Origin of the sequence: Rhodoligotrophos defluvii, assembly GCF_005281615.1 — a bacterium.
GTDB classification, from domain to species: domain Bacteria; phylum Pseudomonadota; class Alphaproteobacteria; order Rhizobiales; family Im1; genus Rhodoligotrophos; species Rhodoligotrophos defluvii.
Window position 1 is genome coordinate 382224 of sequence record NZ_SZZM01000005.1, and the last position, 22313, is coordinate 404536.

The window sequence follows — 22313 nt, forward strand, 5'->3', positions numbered from 1 at the left end:
TGCTCAGGTCTCAATCTTGAGCAGATCGCCATACTGCTTGCGCAGCTCAGCCTTCTGCACCTTGCCCATGGTGTTGCGCGGCAGCTCGTTGACCATCAGCACCCGCTTCGGCACCTTGAACTTGGCCAGCCGCTGGGCCAGCTGGCCGATCACTGTCGGCTCGTCAACCGACGCGTTCGGCTTGAGCGTCACCACCGCCACCACCGCTTCGCCGAAATCGGGATGAGGCACGCCGATGACCGCGGATTCCTCGATTCCGGTAAGCTGATCAAGCTCGGTTTCCACCTCCTTCGGGTAGACGTTGAAGCCACCGCTGATAATGAGATCCTTGCCGCGGCCGACGATGGTCACCCGGCCTTGCTCATCCATGGTGGCGAGGTCGCCGGTGATGAAGAACCCGTCCGGCCTGATCTCCTCCGCGGTCTTTTCCGGCATGCGCCAATAGCCCTTGAACCGGTTCGGGCCGTCGGTCTCCAGCATGCCCACCTCGCCCGGCGCCACGGGGCGGCCTTGCGCGTCGGCGATGCGCACCTTGACCTCGGGCAGGGCGAAGCCCACCGTGCCGGGCACCCGCTCGCCATGATAGGGGTTGGAGGTGATCATGCCGCATTCGGTCATGCCGTAGCGTTCGAGGATCTCGTGTCCGGTCACCGCCGCGAACTGCCGGTGCGTCTCGGCCAGCAGCGGCGCCGAGCCCGAGATGAACAGGCGCATGTTGCGGCAGACGTCGTGGTTGAACCCCGAATGGGCGAGCAGCCGGGTGTAGAAGGTCGGCACCCCCATCATCACGGTGGCCCGTGGCAGCTGGGCGATCACCTGGTCCGCGTCGAACCTGGCAAGCCAGATGATCTCGGAGCGGTTCAGGAAGGCGGTGTTCAACGCCACATAGAGCCCATGCACATGGAAGATGGGCAGGGCGTGCAGCAGCACGTCGCCCGGCGCGAACGCCCACAGGTCCTTCAGCGTGAGCGCATTGGAGGACAGGTTGCGATGGGTGAGCATGGCGCCCTTTGAGCGCCCGGTGGTGCCCGAGGTATAGAGCAGGCCGGCAAGGTCGTCGCCCGCGCGCGGGGTGGTCTCGGCGGCCACAGGCATACCGGCCGCGAGTTCGGCCAGAGTGCCCTCGCCCTGCGCATCCAGGGTCTCCACCGCCGGCACGCCGTGCTTGTCGGCAAGCTCGTCCATGGCGGCGCGGCGCACCGGGTCGGCCACGATCAGCCGCGGCTCGGCATCGCCGACGAAATAGTCCACCTCAGCCGTGGTATAGGCGGTATTCAGCGGCTGGTACACCGCGCCCACCTTCATCACCGCGAGATAGAGCGCCACATTGGCGAGCGACTTCTCCACCTGCACGGTCACCCGGTCGCCAGGCCGAATGTCGAGCTCGCGCAGGGCATTGGCATAGCGGCCCACCTTGTCCAGCAGGCCCGCATAGGACAGGCCCACCCGCCCCGGCACCGTGAAGGCCGGACTGTCGCCGGCCTCCAGGAACCGTTTCTCGAGCAGCGTGTAGAGATTGCCATCGGAACTCATTGCGATCCGTCTTTCGTTTTCACCGGAACCAGCCCGCCTGGCATCAGCGCCGCCAACGCGACATCAAGCCTGGCAGGGGCGCGGCCGGCGTCTTCGGCAGCCTCCTTCCTGGCCAGTGCAGCGCGAATAACACGGGCGCCGACATAGCGGAAGGGTTCGGGCGGGAAACGTTCGGCTTTGTAGTCCACCAGCGGCAGCCGCGCATAGTCGTCATCGAGCCCGAGGCTGAGCGAGGCCAGGATGCGGCCGCCAAGATGGCTCGGTCCCACGCCATTGCCGGAATAGCCGAAGGCATAGGCAATATTGGGCTGGCCGGCCAAATGGCCGAACAGCGGCAGGCCGGTCATAGTGCGGTCGATCGGGCCGGACCAGCTCTTGGCGTCCGGCACCTGCCGCAGCTCTGGATAGAACCACTCCATGGTCTGCCGCACCTGGTCGCGGAACGGGGAGGGGCCTTCGTAAAGGTTGCCCAGCTTGCGGCCGAAAGCGAAGGCGCCGCCGCCCTTGCCGAACACCATGCGGCCGTCGAGGGTGGAGCGATAGTAGTTCGTGAACAGGCGCGAGTCCGAAATGGCAATGCCGTTACGCAGCTCGGATTTGGCCAGGATCTCGGGGCAGGGGGCGGTTGCGACGATATCGCTGCCCACCACCACCATGAGGGGGGCAAGCTCCGGGATGAGGCCGCTCCAGGCATTCATCGCCAAGCCCACGCGCTCAGGCCTGACCGTGCCGCGGGGGGTGACCACCTGCGGCGCCGCGCCGCGCACCAGCTTTGTCATGGGTGATTTTTCGTAGATGCGCACACCCTTGCTGATCGCCACGCGCTTGAGGCCTCGTGCCAACCGCGCCGGGTGGATCGTCGCCGCATTCGGCAACAAGGTTCCCGCCAGCTGCCGGCGCGATCCGCTGCGCTGCTGCACCTCCTCCGGTGAAAGCGGCTGGAACAGCGGAAGCCCATAGCGCTCGAGCGCCTCCTGCGTGGAGCGCCAGGAACCCACCTGCTCGGGGTTGCTGGCTGTCCAAAGCCAGCCATCGCGGCGGAAGTGGGCGTCAATCCCGTGCTCGGTGCAGAAGCGGCCGACCTCGGGCACGGATGACTCGCCCATTTCGATGATGCGTCGGGCGTCCTGCCCGCCCACCATCTTGACCAGGGTCAGGAATTTCGCCGCCCAGGTCAGCATGAAGCCGCCATTGCGGCCGCTGGCCCCGCTGCCGCATAGGTCCGCCTCCAGCAGCACCACATCCGTTGCGGGTCGCAGCGTCTTGATGGCGATGACGGTCCAAAGACCTGTGAAGCCGCCGCCGACGATACAGACGTCTGCCTTCGTGTCGCCCTCGAGCGCCAGCGGAGGATCTGTCTCCTCCGCCAATGCCTCGTCTAGCCAAAGGCTGCGCGTGGAAGACATGATTAGTGCCTTGTGCGCGGGCCGGTGGCCAAGCCGCCGGGAATAGGCGGCATGGATAGCACACGCAGCTCCACCGCATCGCCAGCCGCGATACCGAGAACACGGCGGCCGAACGCGTCCAGCGGTATGGTCTCCTCATTTGCGTCCGTGACCACCTTGGCCCAAGCTCTGAGCGGGGCAGGGTTGCGGCCATGCAGCTCGATCAGGGCACCATCGGATGCACCAAAGGCAGCGCTCTGCGCCGGTGAAAGACGCAGGGTGCGGTGGCGTCCGCGGCGGCCCTCGTAAGGGTTGGTCTCGTCGGCGTGCACCTTCACCAGCAAACGCCTGGCGGCGATTTCGGCCCGGCGCTGCACTGTCGCCTCCATGTCGACCTCACCGGCCGCCGTCAGGATCACACCATAACGATCCCGCGCCCGCTCCACCGAGACATAGCCTAGCGCCACATCGGCGCGCACCTTCTCCGGATCGCGCCGCAGTGGATCGCCATAACCGCCGCCACCGGCCGATTCCATGACGACGACGTCGCCCTGCTGCAGCTTCAAGCCGGTGGTCTTGCCCGGGGTCGCAAGGGGCCGCTCGACGCCGTCGCGGTAAATGGTGGCGCGCACCTGGTGCGAGGCATGGGCCCGTGCCATGCCATAGGGCGGGATCACGGCACGGTCGCTGAGCACCGAATATTCCGCCTCCTCATCCATGAGGCGCAGCGCGCGATGCATGCCGAGCCCGCCGCGGCTCATGCCCTCGCCGCCGGAATCCGTGCGCAGCTCCAGGCGCTCGACCATGAAGGGAATGGTCGCCTCCAGGTTCTCCACCGTCTCGATGGAGCGCACATTGCCGTGGTCCACATTCACGAAGGCTGACGAGCCGTCATGCTCGGCAAAGCCTCCGTTACCGCCCGCCGGCACCTCGATATAGACGTAGTTGCGCTTATGCCCGGTGTGATAGCCGCCCATATTGTTGGGAAAGGAGGTACCGCACAGGTCGCCGGACACGCGCTCCAGCGCCACCTGCGAGAGGGCCCCCAGCATGACCGAGAGTGAGCGCTTGCGCACCTCCGCATGCGCCCCGGCCGGCGCATCCGGCTTCACGTCCACGATCGAGGCCGCCGGTGCGGTGAAGCTGATCGGCCGAAACGAGCCGCCATTCACGGCGCCGCCCGGGTCGAGCGTCGCCTTGAGCGCCACGAACACGCCGGCACCGGCCACCGCCAGCGATGAATTCACCGGGCCCGGCACCTGCGGGTTGGAGCCGGCGAAATCCGCCACGATCTCGTCGCCGCGGATCGTCAGCTTCAGCTTCATCAGCACCGGGTCGAACACGCCGTCATCATAATATTCGAGATAGTCCTCGTAGTAATAGTCGCCATCCGGCAACGCGGAGATGCGCTCGCGCATGCGCCGCTCGGCCCGGTCGAGATTGAGGTTGATGCAGGTCTTGACCGTCTCCTTCCCGTATTTGTCGATCATCTTGCGGATGCGGTTCTCGGCAATGCGGCAGGCGCCGATCTGCGAGTTGAGATCACCCAGGCGCTCCTGCGGAATGCGCATATTGCAGAGCACCAGGTCTTGTGCCGCCTTGTTCAGCTTGCCCCGGTCATAAAGCTTGAGCGGCGGAATGCGCACACCCTCTTGGAAGATGCTCTGCGCTGCGCCGGAATAGCTGCCCGGCACCATGCCGCCCACATCGGCCCAATGGGTGCGCACGCCGGGGAACATGAACAGCTCGCCATCCACGAACATGGGGATCAGCACCGTCACGTCGTTGAGATGCGTGCCGCCCCTATAGCTGTCGTTGAACAGGATGACATCGCCCGGCGCGAGGTCGTCGCCCAAATCCTCCATCACGCAGCGCACGCCCCAGGGCATGGGGATGATATGGCTCGGCAGGTCGTTATATTGCGCCACCAATTCCGCATCCACGCTGAACAGGGCGCAGGAGAAATCGTCGAGCTCGTAGACCGCCGCGGAATAGGACGTGCGCACCACATTGGCGCGCATCTCGCGCACGATGGCGATCAAGCCCTCGGTCACCACCTCCAGCGTGATGGGGTCAACCATGCCTGTTACCCTCTGGTCCATGATCACTGCCCCTTTGCCAGAATGAGAACCCCAAATCGCTCGACCGTGCAGTGCCAACCCGGCGGCACCACGGTGACCGATCCGGATTCCTCCACGATCGCCGGGCCGGCGAAGGCAGCGTTCGCCGGCAGCTTCGTGCGGTCGTAGACGGGCGTGGACTGGAACGCGCCGTCGAACAGCACCTTGCGCTCGCTAGTGCACGCAGCGGCAAGGGTACCTTGCACATGCCATTCCGGCAGCATCGGCTTGGACATGACGCCAATCACCGCCAGACGGAAATTCACGATTTCCAGCGGATCGCCCTCAGCCGAATGGCCATAGCGCTGCTCGTGCGCCTGATGGAAGGCCTTCGCATATTGCGCCAGATCGATAGGGCCGTCCGGCAGCTCGACCACCAGCTCCCACGACTGGCCGACATAGCGCAGGCCACAGGCGCGCCGCATCTGCACCGAGCTCGACTCGATCGATTCGGCCGCAAGCCCGGCAGCGCCTTCCGCCTCCATCTCGCCGAAGATCGTCTCCATCTCCGGCACATTCTCGGCCACCAGCGGCAGTGGACGGGTGCGCACATAATCGTGCCGGACGTCGGAGAGGATTGCACCGTAGGCCGAGAAATTGCCCGGGTTTGGCGGAACGACCACCTTCGGGATCTCCAGCTCCTCCGCAATAAAGGCGGCATGCAGGGGACCGGCGCCCCCATAGGCGAGCAGAGCGAAGTCGCGCGGGTCATAGCCCATGCCGATCGAGATCTCCTTGATCGCGCTCACCATGCGTGCAACCGCAATGCGCACGATGCCTTCGGCCAGGGACAGGCGCGTCACGCCCTCCATCTTGGCCGCAAGCCGGTCGACCGCCGCCTCCGCCAGGTCGGGCCGCAGCCGCACCGTGCCGGCCAGGAGGCCCTCGGGATCGATGCGCGCCATCACCACATTGGCGTCCGTCACCGTCGGCTCCGTGCCGCCGCGGTCATAGCAGGCCGGCCCCGGCTGCGCCCCGGCGCTCTGTGGCCCCACTTTCAGAATGGGACCGCTGTCCAGCCAGGCAATGGAACCGCCGCCGGCGCCCACTGTATTGATCTCGATCTGCGGGGTGCGATTGGGGAAGTCCGATATGAACTGCTCGTTGGTGAGCGGCACCTGCAGGTCTTCCAACAGGCAGACATCGGTGCTGGTGCCACCCATGTCATAGGTGATCAGGTTGCGGATGCCGATGGCTTCCCCCAGCGACACCGAGGCGGCAACGCCGCCGGCCGGGCCGGAGAGGATGGTATTGACGGGAAAGCGTGCCGCGCGCTCGCCGGTGAACACGCCGCCATTGGAGGTCATGATGAACACCGGCTTGCCATAGCCGCGCTGGCTCAGGGCGCCGTCGAGCGATGCGAGATAGCGGCTCACCCGCGGACCGGTATAGGCGTTGAGCACCGCGGTCGAGTAGCGCTCGTATTCGCGGAATTCCGGCAGCACATCCGCCGACGTCGTCACGAAGCAACCCGGCAAAGCCTCCTCGATGGCCTGCGCAATCTTCCGCTCGCTCGCAGGATTGGCATAGCTGTGCAGCAGGCATACCGCTACCGCCATCGCATCCACCGCACGCAGCTTCGCGATGATCTCCTGAAGCTCGTCCCTGGGAACGTCGCGCAACACGGTTCCATCCCGCAGCGTGCGTTCGTCGATCTCGAGGATCCGGCTGCGCGGCACCAGAGGCGCGGCCTTCAGCGTCTTGATGTTGTAGAGCACCGGGCGGTTGGTGCGGGCGATCTCCAGCGTATCGCGAAAGCCGCGATTGGTGATGACCCATACATCGGCGCCCTTGCGCTCCAGCACCGTGTTGGTCGCCAGCGTCAGTCCGTGGATCAGGCGCTCGGCCTGCGCAAGCTCGATGCCCAGACGGTTGAGCGCGGCAAGCACTCCTTCCTGCGGCGCATGGGGCGTGGTCGGCGCCTTTTCCGACCGCAATTCGCCGCGCGCGGCGTCATAGGCGACCGCATCGGTGAACGTGCCGCCCACATCTATTCCAATCCAACTCATACCAACATCGCTCCCCTGTCCCGGCCGGCAGACCGGCCGTGATGTCATGAAAGTTTCGCCCGGTCAGATCAGCAGCCGGTTGCCTGAAAAGACCGCCTTGCCGTCCAATTCGAGCGTGGCCTCGGTCAACACCGTGTCGTAATGGGCGGCCGCCTTGCAGGTGCCGCCGATATAGGCGCTGGTGCCGAGCGCCAGCTGGAATCCGCCCCACACGCTCTCATCGCTGAGCATGGTGCCATCCAGCGTGCACATCGGATTCATGCCCAACCCGAGTTCGCCCAGATTGTAAACATTGGGATCATCGAAGCTCTCCAGGAGCTCGCGGAACAGCTTGGCCTCCCGGCCGCCTTCGATCGAGACCGCCAGCCCGTCGCGGAAGGTGATCTCCACCGGCGCGCTCTCGATCAGCGCCACCCCGGGAATGCTGGCATTCACCACGATGCGCCCGTTGGCCGTGCCCTCCACCGGCGCGATGCTCGCTTCCAGGCAATAGCCCGCGGAAATGTCGACAGTATTGGCAAAGCCGTTCAGCGACCGCCCGCGCCGCCCGGCCAGGCTCATGGTGATGTCGGTCCCCAGGTCCGAGACCACGCGTGCGGTGGATGCCTCGGTCAAAGCATGGGCGAGTGCATCGATCTGCGGGCGTAAGGCCTCGAAATCCACTTGCCAGCCCGACGCGAGGAAGAAGTTCTCGTCGCTCGATTCCGGCAAGACGATCACTCTTGCGCCCTTGGCCTGGGCATTGCGGCGTGCCTCAGTATGGGCAATGTTTCGCACGGTCGCGCCAATGATCAGCTCGCTTGCGGCCATGGCTGCGGCTATGGCCGGGGCCAACGCCGACCCATGGTGGGATGAGGGCATCATTTGCATGGTGATCGGGTGCGCACCTACCTCGGTCGCCGCCAGCACCAGCGGCTCCACATTCCCGGCGGTGAGTGCATCGCAGAGGATCAGAAGCTGGGTCTCGGCGGTGCAGCCGCCCAACAGCTGCACCACTTTGCGGGCATTGGGTATCTTGAGCGCTGTGGATATCATCGCTTCACCTTTTCGCGCGTGCCTGTGCGCCCTTCTTCGGCTGCAGGTCCAGCCGGGCGGCAGCGTTGCTGAGATGGGAGAACATGGCATCGCGAGCGCGCGCCTCGTCGCCTGCCTCGATGGCGAGGAAGACCGCCTCATGCTCTTTTTCCACCGTAGTGCCGAGGCCGGGATAGCGCGCGGTGTTCTGCCGGGCGGTAGCGATCGCTCCGCGCACGCTGCCTTCCAGGAAGGACATGAACTCGATGAAGTAGTGATTGGCAGAGGCTTCCGCGATCGACCGGTGGAAGCGCGCATCCGACTGCGACCCATCCGCGCCAAGCTCGATGGCCTTGGCCATCTGCGCCATCGCTTCCCTCATCTGTTTCAGGTGGGCCTTGGTCCGACGGCTGGCGGCCAGGCCGGCTGCCTCGACCTCCAGCGGCCGGCGCAGCTCGAAGATCAGCGCGAGCTCATGTCGGTCGAGTCTCTCCCCTTCGATCCGAAAGGCGGTGCTCGCGCCGGTTTCGCTAACGAAGGCGCCGAGGCCCTGCCGCGATTGCACCAGCCCATCCTGCTTCAGCCGAGATACGGCCTCGCGGATGGCCGCGCGGCTCACGCCAAACATGTCAGCCATTTGCTGCTCGGTGGGCAATTTGCTGCCAGGCTCGCGCGTGCCGGCCAGGATTTCCTGCCGTAACACATCGGCGATCTGGTCAGCCAAAAGCCGCCCCCTGTTGAGGCCCATGGTCATGCGCAGGACCTCTCGTCGATTTTGCTGCCGCCAGACCCCAAAGCCAGCACTTTGCCGGGATTGAGAATATTGCCGGGGTCGAGCAGCCGCTTGATGCAGGCCATCATCTCCACGGCATCGGCCGCACCGTAGCGGATGAGCGCATCGCGCTTCAGCAAACCCACGCCATGTTCCGCGCTGAAGCTTCCGCCCACCGCGGCAACCTGATCATAGACAATGGTCTCAACCGGCTTGGCGAGCTCGAAGAAGTCGTCCGGGCTCTGCTCCCGGCCGCAGCAGATGTTGAAGTGAATGTTGCCGTCCCCTACGTGGCCGAACGCCACCACCTCGACTGCCGGAAAGCGCCGGCCGATCTCGGCCGTGGCACTTTCGATGAAGCGGGGGATCATGTTGAGCGGCATCGACACGTCGTGCTTGAAGCTTGGCCCGGCTAGCCGCTGGGCCTCGACGCAGGCCTCGCGGATACGCCAGAACATCTGCGCCTCGCGCGTGCTGACGGCGATAGTCCCATCAAGAACGCGTTCCGCTGCGAAATTGGATGCCAGGATGTCCTCGATCACCGGCCGCAGCGGTACAGCCGTCTGGCTCGACGACAATTCGATGAGCACGTACCAGGACGACTGCTGCTCCAGCGGATCCTCCAGCCCAGGCACATAAGCCAGCGCCATCTCGATGCCGTTGCGCGGCAGCAGCTCGAAGGCGGTGAGGAATTCATCCGCCTGGTCCCGCACGTCCGCGTAGAGCGTGAGCACGGCGTTCAGATCGGCCACAGCCACCAAGGCGCTCTCCGTCTGGCGCCGTTCCGGGAACAGCTTCAGCGTCGCTGCGGTGATGATGCCGAGCGTCCCTTCCGAACCGACGAACAGCTGCTTGAGATCGTAGCCGGTGTTGTTCTTCCGTAGACCGCGCAGGTCGCTGAGAATTTGGCCGGAAGGCAGGACGACCTCCAGCCCCAGCACCAGCTCACGCATATTGCCGTAACGCAGCACAGCCGTGCCGCCCGCATTGGTCGCGATATTGCCGCCGATCTGGCAGGAGCCCTCGGCTCCCAGGCTGAGCGGGAAATGGCGCTTCAGCGCTGTTGCCTTACCCTGCAATACCTGCAGGATGCAGCCTGCTTCCACTGTGATGGTATTGTTGACCAGATCGTGCGAGCGGACCCGGTTCATCCGCTCAAGGCTCAAGATGATGCCGTCTTCCTGGGCTGAGGGGGCCGTGCCGCCGCACAGCCCCGTGTTACCGCCGCGCGGAACGATCGGCCGACCGCGCCGGCCGCACAGGGTGACCACCTCGGCCACCTGCACGGTGTCGGACGGCTTCACCACCGCCGCCGCGCGCCCATGATAGAGACCCCGGAAGTCGGACAGGTAGGGGACCTGCGCCGCAGGGTCGGTGAGGCAGTTCTCCTCGCCGACGATGCGGGTCACGTCCGCTATGAAGCTTCCGTTCGACACGATGAACTCCGGGTCAGCCATGGACGCGAGCGGTCCTGTCACTGCACGCCATAGGTGGCTGGGTCGAGCTTGTCATAGACCTCCTTCTTCAGCAGAGCGACCACCTGGGTTTCGTCCTTGCGGTCGATGGTCTTCAGAAGCTCGGTCCAGCGGTTGAGGATGCGGAGATAGTCGTCGATGATGGCTTGCGCACCCTCCATCGCGCCGGGTCCGCTGACTTGCGCCTTACGGTCTTCACTGATGAATTCTGCCGTCTTGGCCTTGAGGTCTTCCGCAGGCTCGACCACCTTGACCCCCTTCTCCTGGGCCCAGGCGAGGATCTCTTCGTTCTCCTTCTCATAGCCGAGGGTGGTGCGCACCACGTGCACCGCCATCGTGTCGAGCATGACTTTGCGTTGCTCGGGTGTCAGACCAGCCCAGAACCCGGGGTTCAAGCCATACATCGCGCCGGAGAAATAGACGCCGGCCCGCACCATGTTGGCGAACTTGGCCACCTCCCACAGGCTGTGCGACTTCAGCGCGTCGTTGGAATTGCCCGCGCAGTCCAGCGCGCCCTTCTCCAGGCCCGTATACATCTCATTGGAGCTGATATTGACCGGCGTCGCGCCGACGAACCGTGCCCAGCGCTCGTAGACGCCGCCCGGCATCCGCACCCGCTTCCCGGCCATATCGGCCAGCGTCTTGACCTCCGTCGTGCAGAACAGGTTATAGGGCGGGGTGCTGAAACCACCGCCGAACACCACCTTGTTGTCCTTCCATTCCTTGAGCTGTGCTTCATTGGTGAAGCTGAATTCCGTCACCGCCAGCACTTGCGCCACCATGTCGGTGCTCTCGAAGGCCAGCGACGCCACGAGATTGGCCACCGGCAATTCCTTCGGCGTATAGGTGCCGGCGAAATAGCCGAGCTGAGCGATATTGTCGCCAATCGCCGACAGTGAGGCGCGCGGCGGCACCAGCACGCCGCCCAGGAACACCTTGAACGTGATCTCGCCATTGCTGACCTTGGCGATGTCCTTGGCGAAGTCGATATAGCCGAACTTGCCCAGCGGCTGGGTATCGGGCATGTAGGTGTTCGCAGTATATTCTTCGGAAAGTACTGGTGTGGTCCAGGCTGCACCAAGCAAAGCGGCCAGGAGTGTCGTTCTCATTATTCTCATCGGTTCGCCCTCCTCTTTATTGGCACGTTCAGCGCATCAGCGTTGGCAGAAACAGCGTGATCGCGGGAAAGGCGATCAGCATGGTCAGCGTAACGAGATCGGCTGCCACGAACCCGCCAATGCCGCGAAAGATGGTGTGGAGCGGGACGAGGCCTCCGAGTGTGCCCTTGATCACGTAGACGTTGAGCCCGACCGGTGGGGTCACCAGCCCGATCTCCAGAAGCTTGGTCGCCAGGATGCCAAACCAGATCAGGTTCACGTCCGCCTCGCGCAGGATCGGCAGCAGGATCGGCAGTGTCAGCATCAGAATGCCGATCGGATCAAGGAAGCAGCCCAGGATCAGGTAGAGCACCGTCGCGCACAGGATGGCGAAGATCGGTCCGGAGCCCCAGCCCAGCAGGTATTCCGCCAGCATGTCCGGCACGCCCGACATGGCCATGAGCCGTGTCAGCAGCGCCGTGCCGATGATCAGGATGAAGATGGACGACGTGCTGGCCAGGGTCTGGAAACAGGCGCGCTTCAGCATGCCGGCATTGACGGTGCCGCGGGTCGCAGCGATGACCAGGGTGAGGAAGGCGCCGACGCCGCCCGCTTCCGTGGGCGTGAAGATGCCGAGCATGATGCCGCCGATCACGCCGATGATCAGCACCGGCAGCGGCCATACCTCGCGGACGGCCTCCAGCTTCTCCGCCCGGCTGAAATGTTCGTCCGTGCGCGGGGCAAGCGAGGGATTGATGCTCACCCTCGTAATGATCAGCAGCATGAACACCAGGGCGGAAAGCAGGCCCGGGATCACGGCCGCAACGAACAGGGCGCCGATCGACACCTCGGCGAAGATGCCGTAGAGGACGAGGATCACGCTGGGCGGGATAAGGCTGCCAAGGGTTCCGGCCGAGGCGACCACGCCGGTGGCGAGCGCCGGCTGATAGCGGGCGCGCAGCATTTCCGGCACCGTGATCTTCGCCATGGCCGCGGCAGTGGCAACGCTTGATCCGGAGACGGCCGAGAACAGGGCGCACGCGCCAACGCTCGCGCAAGCCAAGCCACCCGGCAGTCGCCACAGCAAGATCCGCATGGCGCGGAACAACCCGGCCGTCAGCCCGGCATTGGCCGCGATGAAGCCCATGAGCAAAAACATGGGAATGGCGGTGAGATCCCAGCTTCCCGCGAAATTGTAGGGGATGGCCTTGAGCATACCCCAAGCCGCAACATCGCTGGCAATCGCCCATATGCCGATGAACGAGACCAGGCCCATGGCGACCCCGATGGGGACGCCGCCCGCCATGAGCAGAAGGGCCGCGGCCAACGCAACCCAGCCGATCGCCAGGCTACTCATGGACGAGCGCTTCCTCCGGTGACGCGTCACGCGCAAAGGCCGGACCGTCGCCTTGCGGTTTCTCGGCCGCGAAGTTGATGATGCCTTTAATGGTGTGCAGAACGAGCGCCAGCACCAGCAGGCCGAAGCTTATGGGCAGGATCCAGCGGGAGGGCCAGATCGGAAGCTCAAGTCCCATCGGCTCCTCCCCGATGCGGGTATATTGAATCGCATCTTGCCAGCTCTGATAGGCGAGCATCGCAAAGAAGACGATCGCAGCGACGCGGCCAAAGATGTAGAAGGCGTTCCGTGCCTTGATCGGCATGTACTGCACGAACAACTCGACTTCGATATGCTCGCTCTTCCGTTCCACGAAGGCCAAAGGAAGGAAGACCACGGCGATCATGTAGTAATAGGAGACGATCTCGATCGTCCCGACCAGCGCGATCCGGAAGAAATAACGGAGAGCGACATCGACCGTGATGTGAAGCATCATCAGGGCAAGGCCGATGCTTCCAGCCAACAGCGACAGGAAGATCAATCGGTCCAGCCATCGTTCTGCTTGCGCCACGCTCGCTCCTTCGCGGTGCCCGAATGGTGGGGTGCCGGGCCAGCGGGCACGGCAACGGGAGATCGTCTTGGCTCGAAAAGCTGCGCGCCCCCTGTCTCCGGACGCACACATCCCGACAACCCCGGAGGATCCCGGTTGCCGTCGGGCTCAAGATGAGGCCCGGCAGCGCCAAAACGCTCGTTGATAAGAGCAGGCTAATGGAAGTCAGGTTGCCTGACAAGTAGAATTGATTTTTTGTCACGAGCAAGCCCGCCACACCGGTTGGAGCGCAGTTCCGCCGAGACGATGGTGCCGATCGGGTTGCGCCTGACGGGCGAAGACGCAGGGTAAGCGCCTCCGGACTGAATCTCTCCTTCCTCAGACGCGCCGGCGCGTCAGCCGAACCGATGCGGCGCCGCGGCCGTCAAGGCTACGGTCCCTCTATCGTGTCTCCACCTGGATAATAGTGCTGGAGGGGCCTCTCCCAGCCTGGTCCTGAAAGCTGATCAGTTATGGCGGTAGGGGGTTACAACTCCGCTGCTCGCGGCGCCGAGGATCCCCTTCACGTCCTGCCACGAGCCGGCCATGTGAGAGCGCAGCAGGTCTGCCAGTCTGCGTGAGTCGCGGTCGCGCAGGGCGTCCAGGATCTGCTGGTGCTCGATGACGGCCTGATCCCACCATTCAGGCTGCGAATTGCTGATATACCGCATGCGGCGCACGCGCATGTTCAGCTTGTTGTGGAGATCAATCAGAAAATTGTTCTTGCTTGCAGCGACGACTTTCTTGTGAATGCGTTGATTGATCTCGAAGTATTTCAGGCGTTCGCCGGATCTGTGATAGGCGAGCATGCGATCGTGCAGGCTTTGGATTTCGTTCAACTCGCGCGCGGTGATGTTTTGACACGCAAGCTCTGCAGCTGCGCCTTCGATGGCGCCGATAGCATAAAGCATGCCCATCACGTCATTCGCATCGGGGGAGGCGACCACCGCGCCTTTGCCGGGCAACAGCTCAACCAGGTTCTCGGAGGCGAGCACCTTGAGCGCCTCCCGCAAGGGGGTGCGCGAGATGCCGAGTGCATCGCAGAGCTGCATTTCCGGCACGATCTGGCCTGGCGCTAGCTCATCGACGAGAATCATGTCGCGAAGGCGTTCCGCGACCTGTTCGTGAAGAGTGGCGCGGGCAATCCTTCGCGGCGCGGCGGTTTGCGCAGACCGGGTGCCAACCCGTTCGGTTCGCTTCACCTTCTTGGATATTGGGTGCTCGTTCAAACTGCGTTCTCCCGCGCCGCTGCCGTCATTCACATGCGGATTAGCGGACCCTTGGCCATCCTTCAAGCTGCATTGGCCCGACGACGGCAAAGCATGCACGTCATGGTTTCTGGCGCTGGTCAGCGCCGCCATTCTCACACTTCGCGCATTCTCAATCCAGTGCCGCACAAAGGCAATTGACAATTCATAATTATGTATTTCTAATTGCCACACAAGCGAAGGGGACGTTTCAACGAGCCTAATGACGAAGGGGCGGATTGCCGGGAGTGGATAGGGAGGCGCGCTAGCGAGGCGTGTGGCGCCCCATATCGGTGGCGCGAGCACGAGCGAGGAAGCCCGGTGGTCCTGCCGGCCATTTCCCGCACCTGAATCCATAACCGCATCAACAATCCCAAGACAGCTGAGAGCTGATCAACACGGTGACCCGATGAGCGGCTGCCGTGATGGAAGAGTCTTGCGCAGCCCAGAAGGGTTTCCGACCTGCCCCGTGCCGGGCGGTCTGAACAGGGGAGAGGATCATGTCAGGTTATCTCGTCGCTAATCGCCGTCAGTTCGGCAAGCTTGCAGCCGGGCTAGCTCTGAGCACGGCCTTGCCAGGTCTCGGCGTTGCCGCCACTGGCGAGCCATTCAAGCTCGGGGCGCTCAACTCGATCACCGGTGCGGGCGGTGTCTATGGCCCGGGGATGCTCGAGGCCATCCAAATCGCGGTTGCCGAAGTGAACAATGCGGGCGGCGCTGCCGGCCGGCCGTTCCAGGTCTTCGCCGAGGACGACCAGACCAAGCCGGATGCCGCCGTGCTCGCGGTGAAGAAGCTGGTCGACATCACCCGGGTCGAGGCGGTGGTCGGCATCTGGTCATCGTCGGTACAGCTTGCGACCCTGCCGATCACCAATGCCGCGGAAATCCTGTCATTGAACACCTGCGGGGCACCGGAGATCGAGACCGAGGACAAGCTGGACCTGGTCTGGCAGTTCTATGCGTCCAATGCCATCATCGGCAGGGCCTTCGCGCAAATCGCGCGAGCCCGCGGCTTCAAGCGGCCAGGCATCCTGGCCTACAACAACTCCACCATGCTGGCCCAGGCGAACTACTTTAAGAAGGCCTGGGAGGACGGCGGCGGAGAGATCGCCGAGTTCGTGGTCTATGAGCCGAACCAGACCAGCTACCGCACAGAACTCGACCGTGTGCTCTCCAAGAACCCCGACATCGTCAGCCTGAGCTCCTATTCGCCCGATGTCACCATCCTTTTAAAGGAATGGTACCAGACCGGGCAGGAGTGCAAGTTCATCGCGCCGGGCTATTCGGTGACCCAGGCCGTGGGCGACACGCTCGGGCCGGACATCACCTCCGGCATCATCACGGTGTCCAACGTGCCGGCAAGCGCCAACGAGGCTTATCAGGTGTTTGTCGACGCGTTCAAGGCAAAGACCGGCAGGGAGCCGGAGATGTTCGCGGCGGCAGCCTATGACATGGTGATCACCCTGGCGCTGGCCATGGAGCTTGCGGGCCCGGATGCCAAATCGCCCGAGATTGCCAGCAAGATCCGCTCTGTGACCAACGCGCCGGGCACCAAGGTGAGCACCTTTGTTGAAGGTCGCGACCTGATCAAGAAGGGCGAGGAGATCGATTATGAGGGCGCTTCATCCTCGCTGGAATTCGGCTCTTTCGGCAATACCACGCCTGATTTCGGCGTGTTCGAATTCGTCGACGGCAAAGTCGTCCTGAAAGACGTCATGAAGCTTGAAGCGTAAGGGGCGATCGGGCGACCGGCCATGGAGTTCGTTCCCATTGCGAACGCGGCGATCAACGGCGCGGTGGTCGGGCTACTGCTCGCGCTGCCCGCGCTAGCGGTAACGCTGGTGTTCGGCATTGCGCGGTTCCCGAACGCCGCCACCGGCGACTACATGACCTTCGGGGCGTATACGGCCGTTGCGGCGCAAGCGGCACTGTCCGCACCGTTGATCGTGAGCGCCGCCGCGGCGTCGCTCGCCACCGCCCTGCTGGCATTGTTCTTCTATGGATGGGTGTTCCGGGCGCTTGCTTCCCGTTCTCCAGTGGCGAGCCTCATCGTCTCCATCGGCATTGCCTTCGTGGTCCGCAGCTCCATCACCTTCTTCGCAGGCCAGTCACAATACAATATCGACGCGCCATTGGTGCGGGCGTGGAACTTCAACGGCATCCGGGTGCTGCCCACGGATCTCTATATCGCCGGGGCGGCGCTAACCGCCCTGGCCGCGGTGTTCGCCATGCTTCACTTCACGGCGCTGGGCCGGCGCATGCGGGCGGTGGCCGACAACCCGGAGCTGGCGCGCGCCAGTGGCATCAGCGCGCGCCGGGTGATGATCACACTCTTTACCATCGTGGGGTTGTTCTGCGGCTTGGGCGGCTTCCTGCTGGGGATGAAGGCCGTGGTCATTCCCGAGCTGGGATGGGAGCTGCTGCTGCCGATATTTGCCTCCGTGATCCTCGGCGGCATCGGCAGCCCTCTCGGCGCGGTCTGTGGCATGATCCTGTTCGGGATCTCGCAAGAGGTCGCGTCGCTCTACGTGGGCTCTTCCTACAAGATCGTGCTGGCCTTCCTGGTCATCCTTTGTGTGCTGCTGGTGCGGCCGCAAGGCATGTTCGGCACCATCCGCGCGGTACGGTGACCCCATGGAATTCTATCTCGTCGCCATATCGATCAGCATTCTGATCTACATGCTGATGGCCAGCGGGTTGGCCTTGCAATATGGCTTCACCGGGCTGATCAATTTCGGCTATGTCGGCTTCTTCGCGATCGGCGCCTACACGTCCGCGCTTCTGTCGCTGAAGGGCGTGCCGCTGCCCCTGTGCCTCATCGCCGCCACCGTCCTGCCGGCGCTCGCCGCTTACCCTTTGGGCAAGGTGACCCTGCGGCTTGGCGGCGACTATCTCGCCATCATAACGCTTGGGTTTTCGGAATCGGTGCGCATGGTGCTGCAGAAGGAGGAATGGCTCACGCGCGGGGTGCATGGCATTCCCGGTTTGCCGCGCCTGTTCACCGATTGGGCGGGCACCGGTTCCGGCGACCTCACCCTGCTTGCGCTACTGCTGGCCGTCAATGTGGGTGTATTCGCGATGATGCGATATCTGATCCACAGCCCGTTCGGCCGTATCATCGCCTCCATCCGTGACAACGAGGTCGCAGTGCGGGCCCTGGGCAAGGATCCGACCTCGTTCAAGACGCGCTCGCTCATGCTGGGCTCGGCCCTGGCGGGTCTCGCCGGCGCGTTCCAGGCCCATTACGTCACCTTCATCAGCCCCGAGCAATTCGTTCCATTGATCACCTTCTATGTCTGGATCGCCATTATCCTGGGTGGCGCTGGCCGCATCAGCGGCATCATCGTCGGCACCGTGATCCTGCTCACCTTTCTCGAGGGCTCGCGCTTCATGCGCGATTTCGTTGGCGGCGTGTCCGAGGTGCAGCTGGCGAGCGTCCGGTTCTGGATCATCGGCATGGCCCTGATCCTGACGGTGCTGTACCGGCCGCAGGGCTTGTTCGCCGACAAGACGACGGGAGCTCGCTGAGATGAGCTTCCTTGCGGTACGCAATCTCACGGCGCGGTTCGGGGCTTTCACCGCCTTCGAGGATGTGTCCATCGAGCTCGAACGTGGCGCGCTGGTGGGTCTGATCGGCACCAACGGCGCCGGCAAGAGCACATTGTTCTCCGCAGTCACCGGTTATATCCGCACCCATTCCGGCAGCGTGCACTTTGCCGGTGAGGATGTATCGGAGCTCTCGATCGAGCATCGGGTGCAGCGCGGGCTTGCCCGCACCTTCCAGGTGCCGCGCGAGTTCGGCCGGCTCAGCGTGTTCCACAACCTGATGGCGGCGGCGCCGCACCAGGTGGGAGAAAGCCTGTTCGGTCTGGTGTTCGCGGCACCAAAGGTGGCCCGCCAGGAGGCGGAGCTGGCCGAGCGTGCGCGAGAGATGATGAGGTTCCTCAACCTCAGCCGGGTGGCCGATGCGCCCGCGGGCACCTTGTCCGGCGGGCAGAAGAAGCTGTTGGAGCTGGGCCGCCTCCTGATGCTGGAGCCGAGCTGCATCCTGCTGGATGAACCATTTGCCGGGGTCAATCCAGTGCTGATTCAGGAGATCTCCCAGCGGATCCTCGAGCTCAACCAGCGCGGCATCACCCTGTTCATCATCGAGCACGACTTGGCAGGCCTGTCGCGGCTGGTGCCGAAGATCTACGCCATGGACCGCGGCCGCATTATCGCGGAAGGCACGCCTGATGAGGTGCTGGCCGACCGGCACGTGCGCGAGGCCTATATGGGAGGCGTGATATGAGCCTCCTCAGGCTTGAGGGCGTTGCCGCCGGCTATACGGACGTGGACATCGTCACCGGCATCGACATGTATGTCGAGGCGCGCGAGATCGTCACCATTGCCGGCACGAACGGTGCCGGCAAGTCCACCGTGATCAAAGCGATCATGGGGCTGTTGAAGCGGATCTCCGGATCGATCGTCTTCGACGGGCAGGAGCTGACCAGGCTGCCAGTCGAGAAGCGGGTCAGCACCGGCATCTCTTATGTGCCACAGGTGCTGAACGTGTTCGGCGCCCTCACGGTGCATGAAAACCTGCTGGTGGTCGAGCATGTGAAGAACCGGGCCGAGCGCATCGGCCTGATGTATGAGCTGTTTCCGGCGCTCGCCGGCCGGCGGCGCATGCAGGCGGGCAACCTTTCCGGCGGTGAGCGCCAGCAGCTCGCCTTTGCCCGCGCCCTGATGTCGAGCCCGCGGCTCATTCTGCTGGATGAGCCCTCGGCCGCGCTGTCGCCATCCCTCACCGCGCAAGTCTTTGCCGAGGTGCAGAAGCTGCCCGCGACGGGTGCGGCGGTACTCATGGTGGAACAGCGGGCTCGGCAAGCGCTCTCGTTCAGCGACCGCGGCTATATCCTCGATTCCGGCCGCATCGTGCTGACCGATACGGGAAGGGCCCTGCTCGAAAACGAGCAAATGTCCGAGCTTTATCTCGGCAACAAGGACGCTCGGGCGCATCACTGAATAACAACCGACGGGAGAATTCCTATGAGTACAGCAGCGCAAATGAAAGAGCAGACGAGATCGACACGACCGGCACCTTCCAAGATTGCTGCAATGACCGCTTGCCAGGCGCTCAAGGCGATCGATGCGGGTGAGCTCACCTTCGAGGCGTGGACGCGGGCCTGCCTGGAGCGCATCGAAGAGCGCAACCCGGAGGTGAAGGCCTGGGTCCATGTGGTTGCCGATAAGGCGCTGGAGCATGCTCGGGTTGTGGACCGGGGCCCACGCAAGGGACCGGTGGATGGCGTGCCGCTCGGCATCAAGGACATCATGGACACGGCCGACATGCCGACCGAGCTCGGCGACCCCGAAATATTCCCCGGCCGCCAGCCGAAGACCGACGCGGCTGTCGTGACCATGATGCGGGATCTGGGCTTCACCATTCTGGGCAAGAACACGGTGTCGCGGCATTCGATCATGCTGCCGGGACCGTGCCGCAACCCGCATGATCTCTCGCGCACGCCTGGCGCTTCCTCAGCCGGGTCGGCCGCTGCCGTAGCCGATTTCATGACCCCCTTGTCGCTCGGTACCCAGACCGGCGGCTCGATCGTGCGGCCGTCCACCTTCTGCGGCGTGGTGGGCTACAAGCCTACCATCGACACGCTGCCCTATGCGGGGCTACGGCGCTATTCGCGGCCACTGGACACGATCGGCGTGCTGTCGCGGGCGGTGGAGGACACCACTCTGGTGATGCGCGAAGCTATGGGCGATCCGCGCTTCGACGTTACCATTCCGGTACGCCGAGATTTCCGGGTGGGCGTGTGGCGGCCGCGCGAGCTGAAGAACGCCGAGCCCTATGTGCAAGAGATCTTCGAGGACAATGTGCGGGCGCTTTCCGCCGCCGGAGTGAAGGTGGTCGTGCTTGACGTTCCGGCGATGTTCGACGAGATGGCCGAGGAGCACGATGTGATCATGGCTTATGATCTCGCCCGTTCGTTCCGGGAGATCAGGCGCGATCATCTCGACAAATGCGACCCCGAGCTGATCGAGTACCTCGATCTCGGCGACACCTACAGCGATGCCGACTACGGCCGTGTGCTGTCCAAGGCGGATGCCTGCCGGCGCGCCTTCTACGATGTGGCGCGGGATGTGGACATCGTCGTCAGTCCTGCAACGCCGGGTGAAGCGCCGGACGCAAGCTCCACCGGCAGCAACGTTTTCATCAGGCTGTGGACCATCCTGCACAATCCAGCCATCACCCTGCCGGTGACGCGCGGACCGAACGGTCTGCCGATTGGCCTACAGGCGATCGGCTTCGTGAACGAGGATGCCCCGTTCCTCTATTGGGCGCGCTGCCTGGAGGCCATTCTCGGCAACCGTGCCTCGGACGTGTGATCGCTAAAGCGGTTTCGCTTTTCTCGGAATCGCGAAACCGCTCTCGGTTGTTGCTTGGTTGCTGAAGATAGTGGCGCCGGGCGAAAGGAGGCGTTCGCCCTGGCCGTCCCGCCGTGTCTCGGAAGCAGCTAACGCTTACAAGTTGCTGGTTCCCCTGTGGGCGAGGCCATTCGCGATGGCCCTCGGTGTGGTAGCGCGTTCAAAGGCCGGTGACGGCAGGAAACGATTTCGGAGACAGTGAGTGACACAGCATATTTCCACCGGCCCGCTCAAGGGGGTGACCGTGATCGAGCTCGCCCATGTGATGGCCGGGCCGACCTGCGGCCGGATGCTCGCCGACATGGGTGCCGATGTGATCAAGGTGGAGCGCATTCCCCATGGCGACGATACAAGGCGCGACACCATGCCGAACGAGGCGGGCAATCCCGACAGCCACGCCTTCATGATGATGAACCGCAACAAGCGGGGCATCGCGCTCGACCTCAAGACCGAGGACGGCCGTGCCATCCTGCGGCGCTTGCTGGCCAGGGCGGACGTGCTGGTGGAGAACTACCGGCACGACACGATGAGCCGCCTGGGGCTGGGCTGGGAGACCCTGAGCCAGGAGTTCCCGCGGCTGATCTACTGCGCGGTCTCGGGCTTCGGCCGCACCGGGCCCTATGCCCATCGCGGCGGGTTCGACCTCATCGCCCAGGGGATCAGCGGGCTCATGAGCATCACCGGCGAGGGTCCCGGGCGGCCACCGGTGAAGGTGGGCCCGCCGGTCACCGATATCACCGCCGGGATCCTGGCGGCGATGGGCGTGGTGGCGGCCCTCTATGCCCGCCAGAACACGGGCAAGGGCCAATTCGTGGACACCTCGCTGCTGGAAGCCGGGGTGATCTTCACCTACTGGCACTCGGCGATCACCTTCGCCACCGGCGATTGCCCCGGCGCCCTGGGCTCCGCCCATCCGCTGAGCGCGCCCTATCAGGCCTATCAAGCCGCTGACGCGTGGATCAATGTCGGCGCGGCGAGCCAGCCCAACTGGCTGCGCATGGTGAAGATCCTCGGCGCGCCCGAGCTGGCGGAGGACCCGCGCTTCCGCGAGAACACGGACCGCATGGCCAACAAGGAGGCTTTGGACGCGGTGCTCGAGCCCCTGTTCAAGCAGAAGCCCGCGGCCGAATGGCTGGCGGCGTTCGAAGCGGCGGGGGTGCCGGCAGGCCCCATCCTGCGCGTGCCCGACATGCACAAGGACCCGCAGGTGATCGCGCGCGATCTCGTGCCGACGGTGCAGCATTCCAAGCGCGGCGAGGTCAAGACCATCGGCTTTCCCGTCAAGTTTTCCGATACCCCGGTGAAGATTTCGCGGG

At 64.2% G+C, this 22313-nt stretch carries 18 protein-coding genes; 7 read left to right on the forward strand and 11 right to left on the reverse strand.

Annotated features, from left to right (window positions below; genetic code table 11):
* Nucleotides 1-3: 3 nt before the first annotated feature.
* The 11 genes from E4P09_RS20980 to E4P09_RS21030 all read right to left on the reverse strand — a co-directional run bounded on the left by E4P09_RS20980 (nt 4) and on the right by E4P09_RS21030 (nt 14691).
* Complete coding sequence (locus tag E4P09_RS20980; protein WP_137391575.1) at nt 4-1533, reverse strand: malonate--CoA ligase; 1530 nt, start codon at nt 1531-1533, stop codon at nt 4-6.
* On the reverse strand, nt 1530-2939 hold the full coding sequence (locus E4P09_RS20985; protein WP_137391576.1) for an FAD-dependent oxidoreductase: 1410 nt from the start codon (nt 2937-2939) through the stop codon (nt 1530-1532). The genes E4P09_RS20980 and E4P09_RS20985 overlap by 4 nt, the downstream gene beginning before the upstream one ends.
* A 2-nt stretch (nt 2940-2941) precedes the next feature.
* Nucleotides 2942-5020 (reverse strand): hydantoinase B/oxoprolinase family protein, encoded by a 2079-nt coding sequence (locus E4P09_RS20990; protein WP_137391577.1) that lies wholly within the window; start codon nt 5018-5020, stop codon nt 2942-2944.
* Between the two features lie 2 nt (nt 5021-5022).
* The gene (locus E4P09_RS20995; RefSeq protein WP_170984538.1) at nt 5023-7047 is read right to left on the reverse strand and encodes a hydantoinase/oxoprolinase family protein; all 2025 of its coding nucleotides are present in this window, start codon (nt 7045-7047) and stop codon (nt 5023-5025) included.
* A gap of 63 nt (nt 7048-7110) precedes the next feature.
* Entirely contained in the window at nt 7111-8082 is a 972-nt protein-coding gene (locus E4P09_RS21000) for an aminopeptidase (protein WP_205042218.1), read from the reverse strand.
* Nucleotides 8083-8086: 4 nt separating this feature from the next.
* Nucleotides 8087-8815, reverse strand: a complete 729-nt coding sequence (locus E4P09_RS21005; RefSeq protein WP_137391579.1) for a FadR/GntR family transcriptional regulator — start codon at nt 8813-8815, stop codon at nt 8087-8089.
* A complete protein-coding gene (locus E4P09_RS21010) occupies nt 8812-10290 on the reverse strand; it encodes an FAD-binding oxidoreductase (RefSeq protein ID WP_137391580.1) in 1479 nt (492 codons plus the stop codon). The genes E4P09_RS21005 and E4P09_RS21010 overlap by 4 nt, the downstream gene beginning before the upstream one ends.
* A gap of 17 nt (nt 10291-10307) precedes the next feature.
* A complete protein-coding gene (locus E4P09_RS21015; RefSeq protein WP_137391581.1) occupies nt 10308-11426 on the reverse strand; it encodes a C4-dicarboxylate TRAP transporter substrate-binding protein in 1119 nt (372 codons plus the stop codon).
* Between the two features lie 28 nt (nt 11427-11454).
* Nucleotides 11455-12762: a TRAP transporter large permease gene (locus E4P09_RS21020; protein WP_137391582.1), complete on the reverse strand. Its 1308-nt coding sequence runs from the start codon at nt 12760-12762 to the stop codon at nt 11455-11457.
* Entirely contained in the window at nt 12755-13312 is a 558-nt protein-coding gene (locus tag E4P09_RS21025) for a TRAP transporter small permease (protein WP_170984539.1), read from the reverse strand. The genes E4P09_RS21020 and E4P09_RS21025 overlap by 8 nt, the downstream gene beginning before the upstream one ends.
* 485 nt (nt 13313-13797) lie before the next feature.
* Entirely contained in the window at nt 13798-14691 is an 894-nt protein-coding gene (locus tag E4P09_RS21030; protein ID WP_170984540.1) for a GntR family transcriptional regulator, read from the reverse strand.
* Between the two features lie 386 nt (nt 14692-15077).
* Between E4P09_RS21030 and E4P09_RS21035 the strand changes: the two genes are divergently transcribed.
* From E4P09_RS21035 to E4P09_RS21065, 7 genes are all read left to right on the forward strand, one after another.
* Nucleotides 15078-16310 (forward strand): ABC transporter substrate-binding protein, encoded by a 1233-nt coding sequence (locus E4P09_RS21035; protein ID WP_137391585.1) that lies wholly within the window; start codon nt 15078-15080, stop codon nt 16308-16310.
* 21 nt (nt 16311-16331) lie between these two features.
* Nucleotides 16332-17207, forward strand: coding sequence for a branched-chain amino acid ABC transporter permease (locus tag E4P09_RS21040; protein WP_137391586.1), 876 nt, complete (start codon nt 16332-16334; stop codon nt 17205-17207).
* A 4-nt stretch (nt 17208-17211) separates the two neighbouring features.
* Nucleotides 17212-18105 (forward strand): branched-chain amino acid ABC transporter permease, encoded by an 894-nt coding sequence (locus tag E4P09_RS21045; RefSeq protein WP_137391587.1) that lies wholly within the window; start codon nt 17212-17214, stop codon nt 18103-18105.
* A gap of 1 nt (nt 18106) precedes the next feature.
* Complete coding sequence (locus tag E4P09_RS21050; RefSeq protein ID WP_137391588.1) at nt 18107-18868, forward strand: ABC transporter ATP-binding protein; 762 nt, start codon at nt 18107-18109, stop codon at nt 18866-18868.
* Entirely contained in the window at nt 18865-19584 is a 720-nt protein-coding gene (locus E4P09_RS21055) for an ABC transporter ATP-binding protein (RefSeq protein ID WP_137391589.1), read from the forward strand. The genes E4P09_RS21050 and E4P09_RS21055 overlap by 4 nt, the downstream gene beginning before the upstream one ends.
* Before the next feature lie 93 nt (nt 19585-19677).
* Nucleotides 19678-20958 carry an amidase gene (locus E4P09_RS21060; RefSeq protein ID WP_205042219.1) on the forward strand — a complete coding sequence of 427 codons (1281 nt, stop codon included), beginning with the start codon at nt 19678-19680 and terminating at the stop codon, nt 20956-20958.
* Nucleotides 20959-21199: 241 nt separating this feature from the next.
* Nucleotides 21200-22313, forward strand: a 1114-nt coding sequence (locus E4P09_RS21065) for a CaiB/BaiF CoA transferase family protein (RefSeq protein WP_137391591.1), incomplete at its 3' end; no start/stop codon positions are given.

Bases quoted from the DNA above. Each gene is read 5' to 3' on its own strand.
- E4P09_RS20980 (WP_137391575.1), bottom strand. From the start codon at position 1,533: ATGAGTTCCGATGGCAATCTCTACACGCTGCTCGAGAAACGGTTCCTG.
- E4P09_RS20985 (WP_137391576.1), bottom strand. From the start codon at position 2,939: ATGTCTTCCACGCGCAGCCTTTGGCTAGACGAGGCATTGGCGGAGGAG.
- E4P09_RS20990 (WP_137391577.1), bottom strand. From the start codon at position 5,020: ATGGACCAGAGGGTAACAGGCATGGTTGACCCCATCACGCTGGAGGTG.
- E4P09_RS20995 (WP_170984538.1), bottom strand. From the start codon at position 7,047: ATGAGTTGGATTGGAATAGATGTGGGCGGCACGTTCACCGATGCGGTC.
- E4P09_RS21000 (WP_205042218.1), bottom strand. From the start codon at position 8,082: ATGATATCCACAGCGCTCAAGATACCCAATGCCCGCAAAGTGGTGCAG.
- E4P09_RS21005 (WP_137391579.1), bottom strand. From the start codon at position 8,815: ATGACCATGGGCCTCAACAGGGGGCGGCTTTTGGCTGACCAGATCGCC.
- E4P09_RS21010 (WP_137391580.1), bottom strand. From the start codon at position 10,290: ATGGCTGACCCGGAGTTCATCGTGTCGAACGGAAGCTTCATAGCGGAC.
- E4P09_RS21015 (WP_137391581.1), bottom strand. From the start codon at position 11,426: ATGAGAATAATGAGAACGACACTCCTGGCCGCTTTGCTTGGTGCAGCC.
- E4P09_RS21020 (WP_137391582.1), bottom strand. From the start codon at position 12,762: ATGAGTAGCCTGGCGATCGGCTGGGTTGCGTTGGCCGCGGCCCTTCTG.
- E4P09_RS21030 (WP_170984540.1), bottom strand. From the start codon at position 14,691: ATGGCGGCGCTGACCAGCGCCAGAAACCATGACGTGCATGCTTTGCCG.
- E4P09_RS21035 (WP_137391585.1), top strand. From the start codon at position 15,078: ATGTCAGGTTATCTCGTCGCTAATCGCCGTCAGTTCGGCAAGCTTGCA.
- E4P09_RS21040 (WP_137391586.1), top strand. From the start codon at position 16,332: ATGGAGTTCGTTCCCATTGCGAACGCGGCGATCAACGGCGCGGTGGTC.
- E4P09_RS21045 (WP_137391587.1), top strand. From the start codon at position 17,212: ATGGAATTCTATCTCGTCGCCATATCGATCAGCATTCTGATCTACATG.
- E4P09_RS21050 (WP_137391588.1), top strand. From the start codon at position 18,107: ATGAGCTTCCTTGCGGTACGCAATCTCACGGCGCGGTTCGGGGCTTTC.
- E4P09_RS21055 (WP_137391589.1), top strand. From the start codon at position 18,865: ATGAGCCTCCTCAGGCTTGAGGGCGTTGCCGCCGGCTATACGGACGTG.
- E4P09_RS21060 (WP_205042219.1), top strand. From the start codon at position 19,678: ATGACCGCTTGCCAGGCGCTCAAGGCGATCGATGCGGGTGAGCTCACC.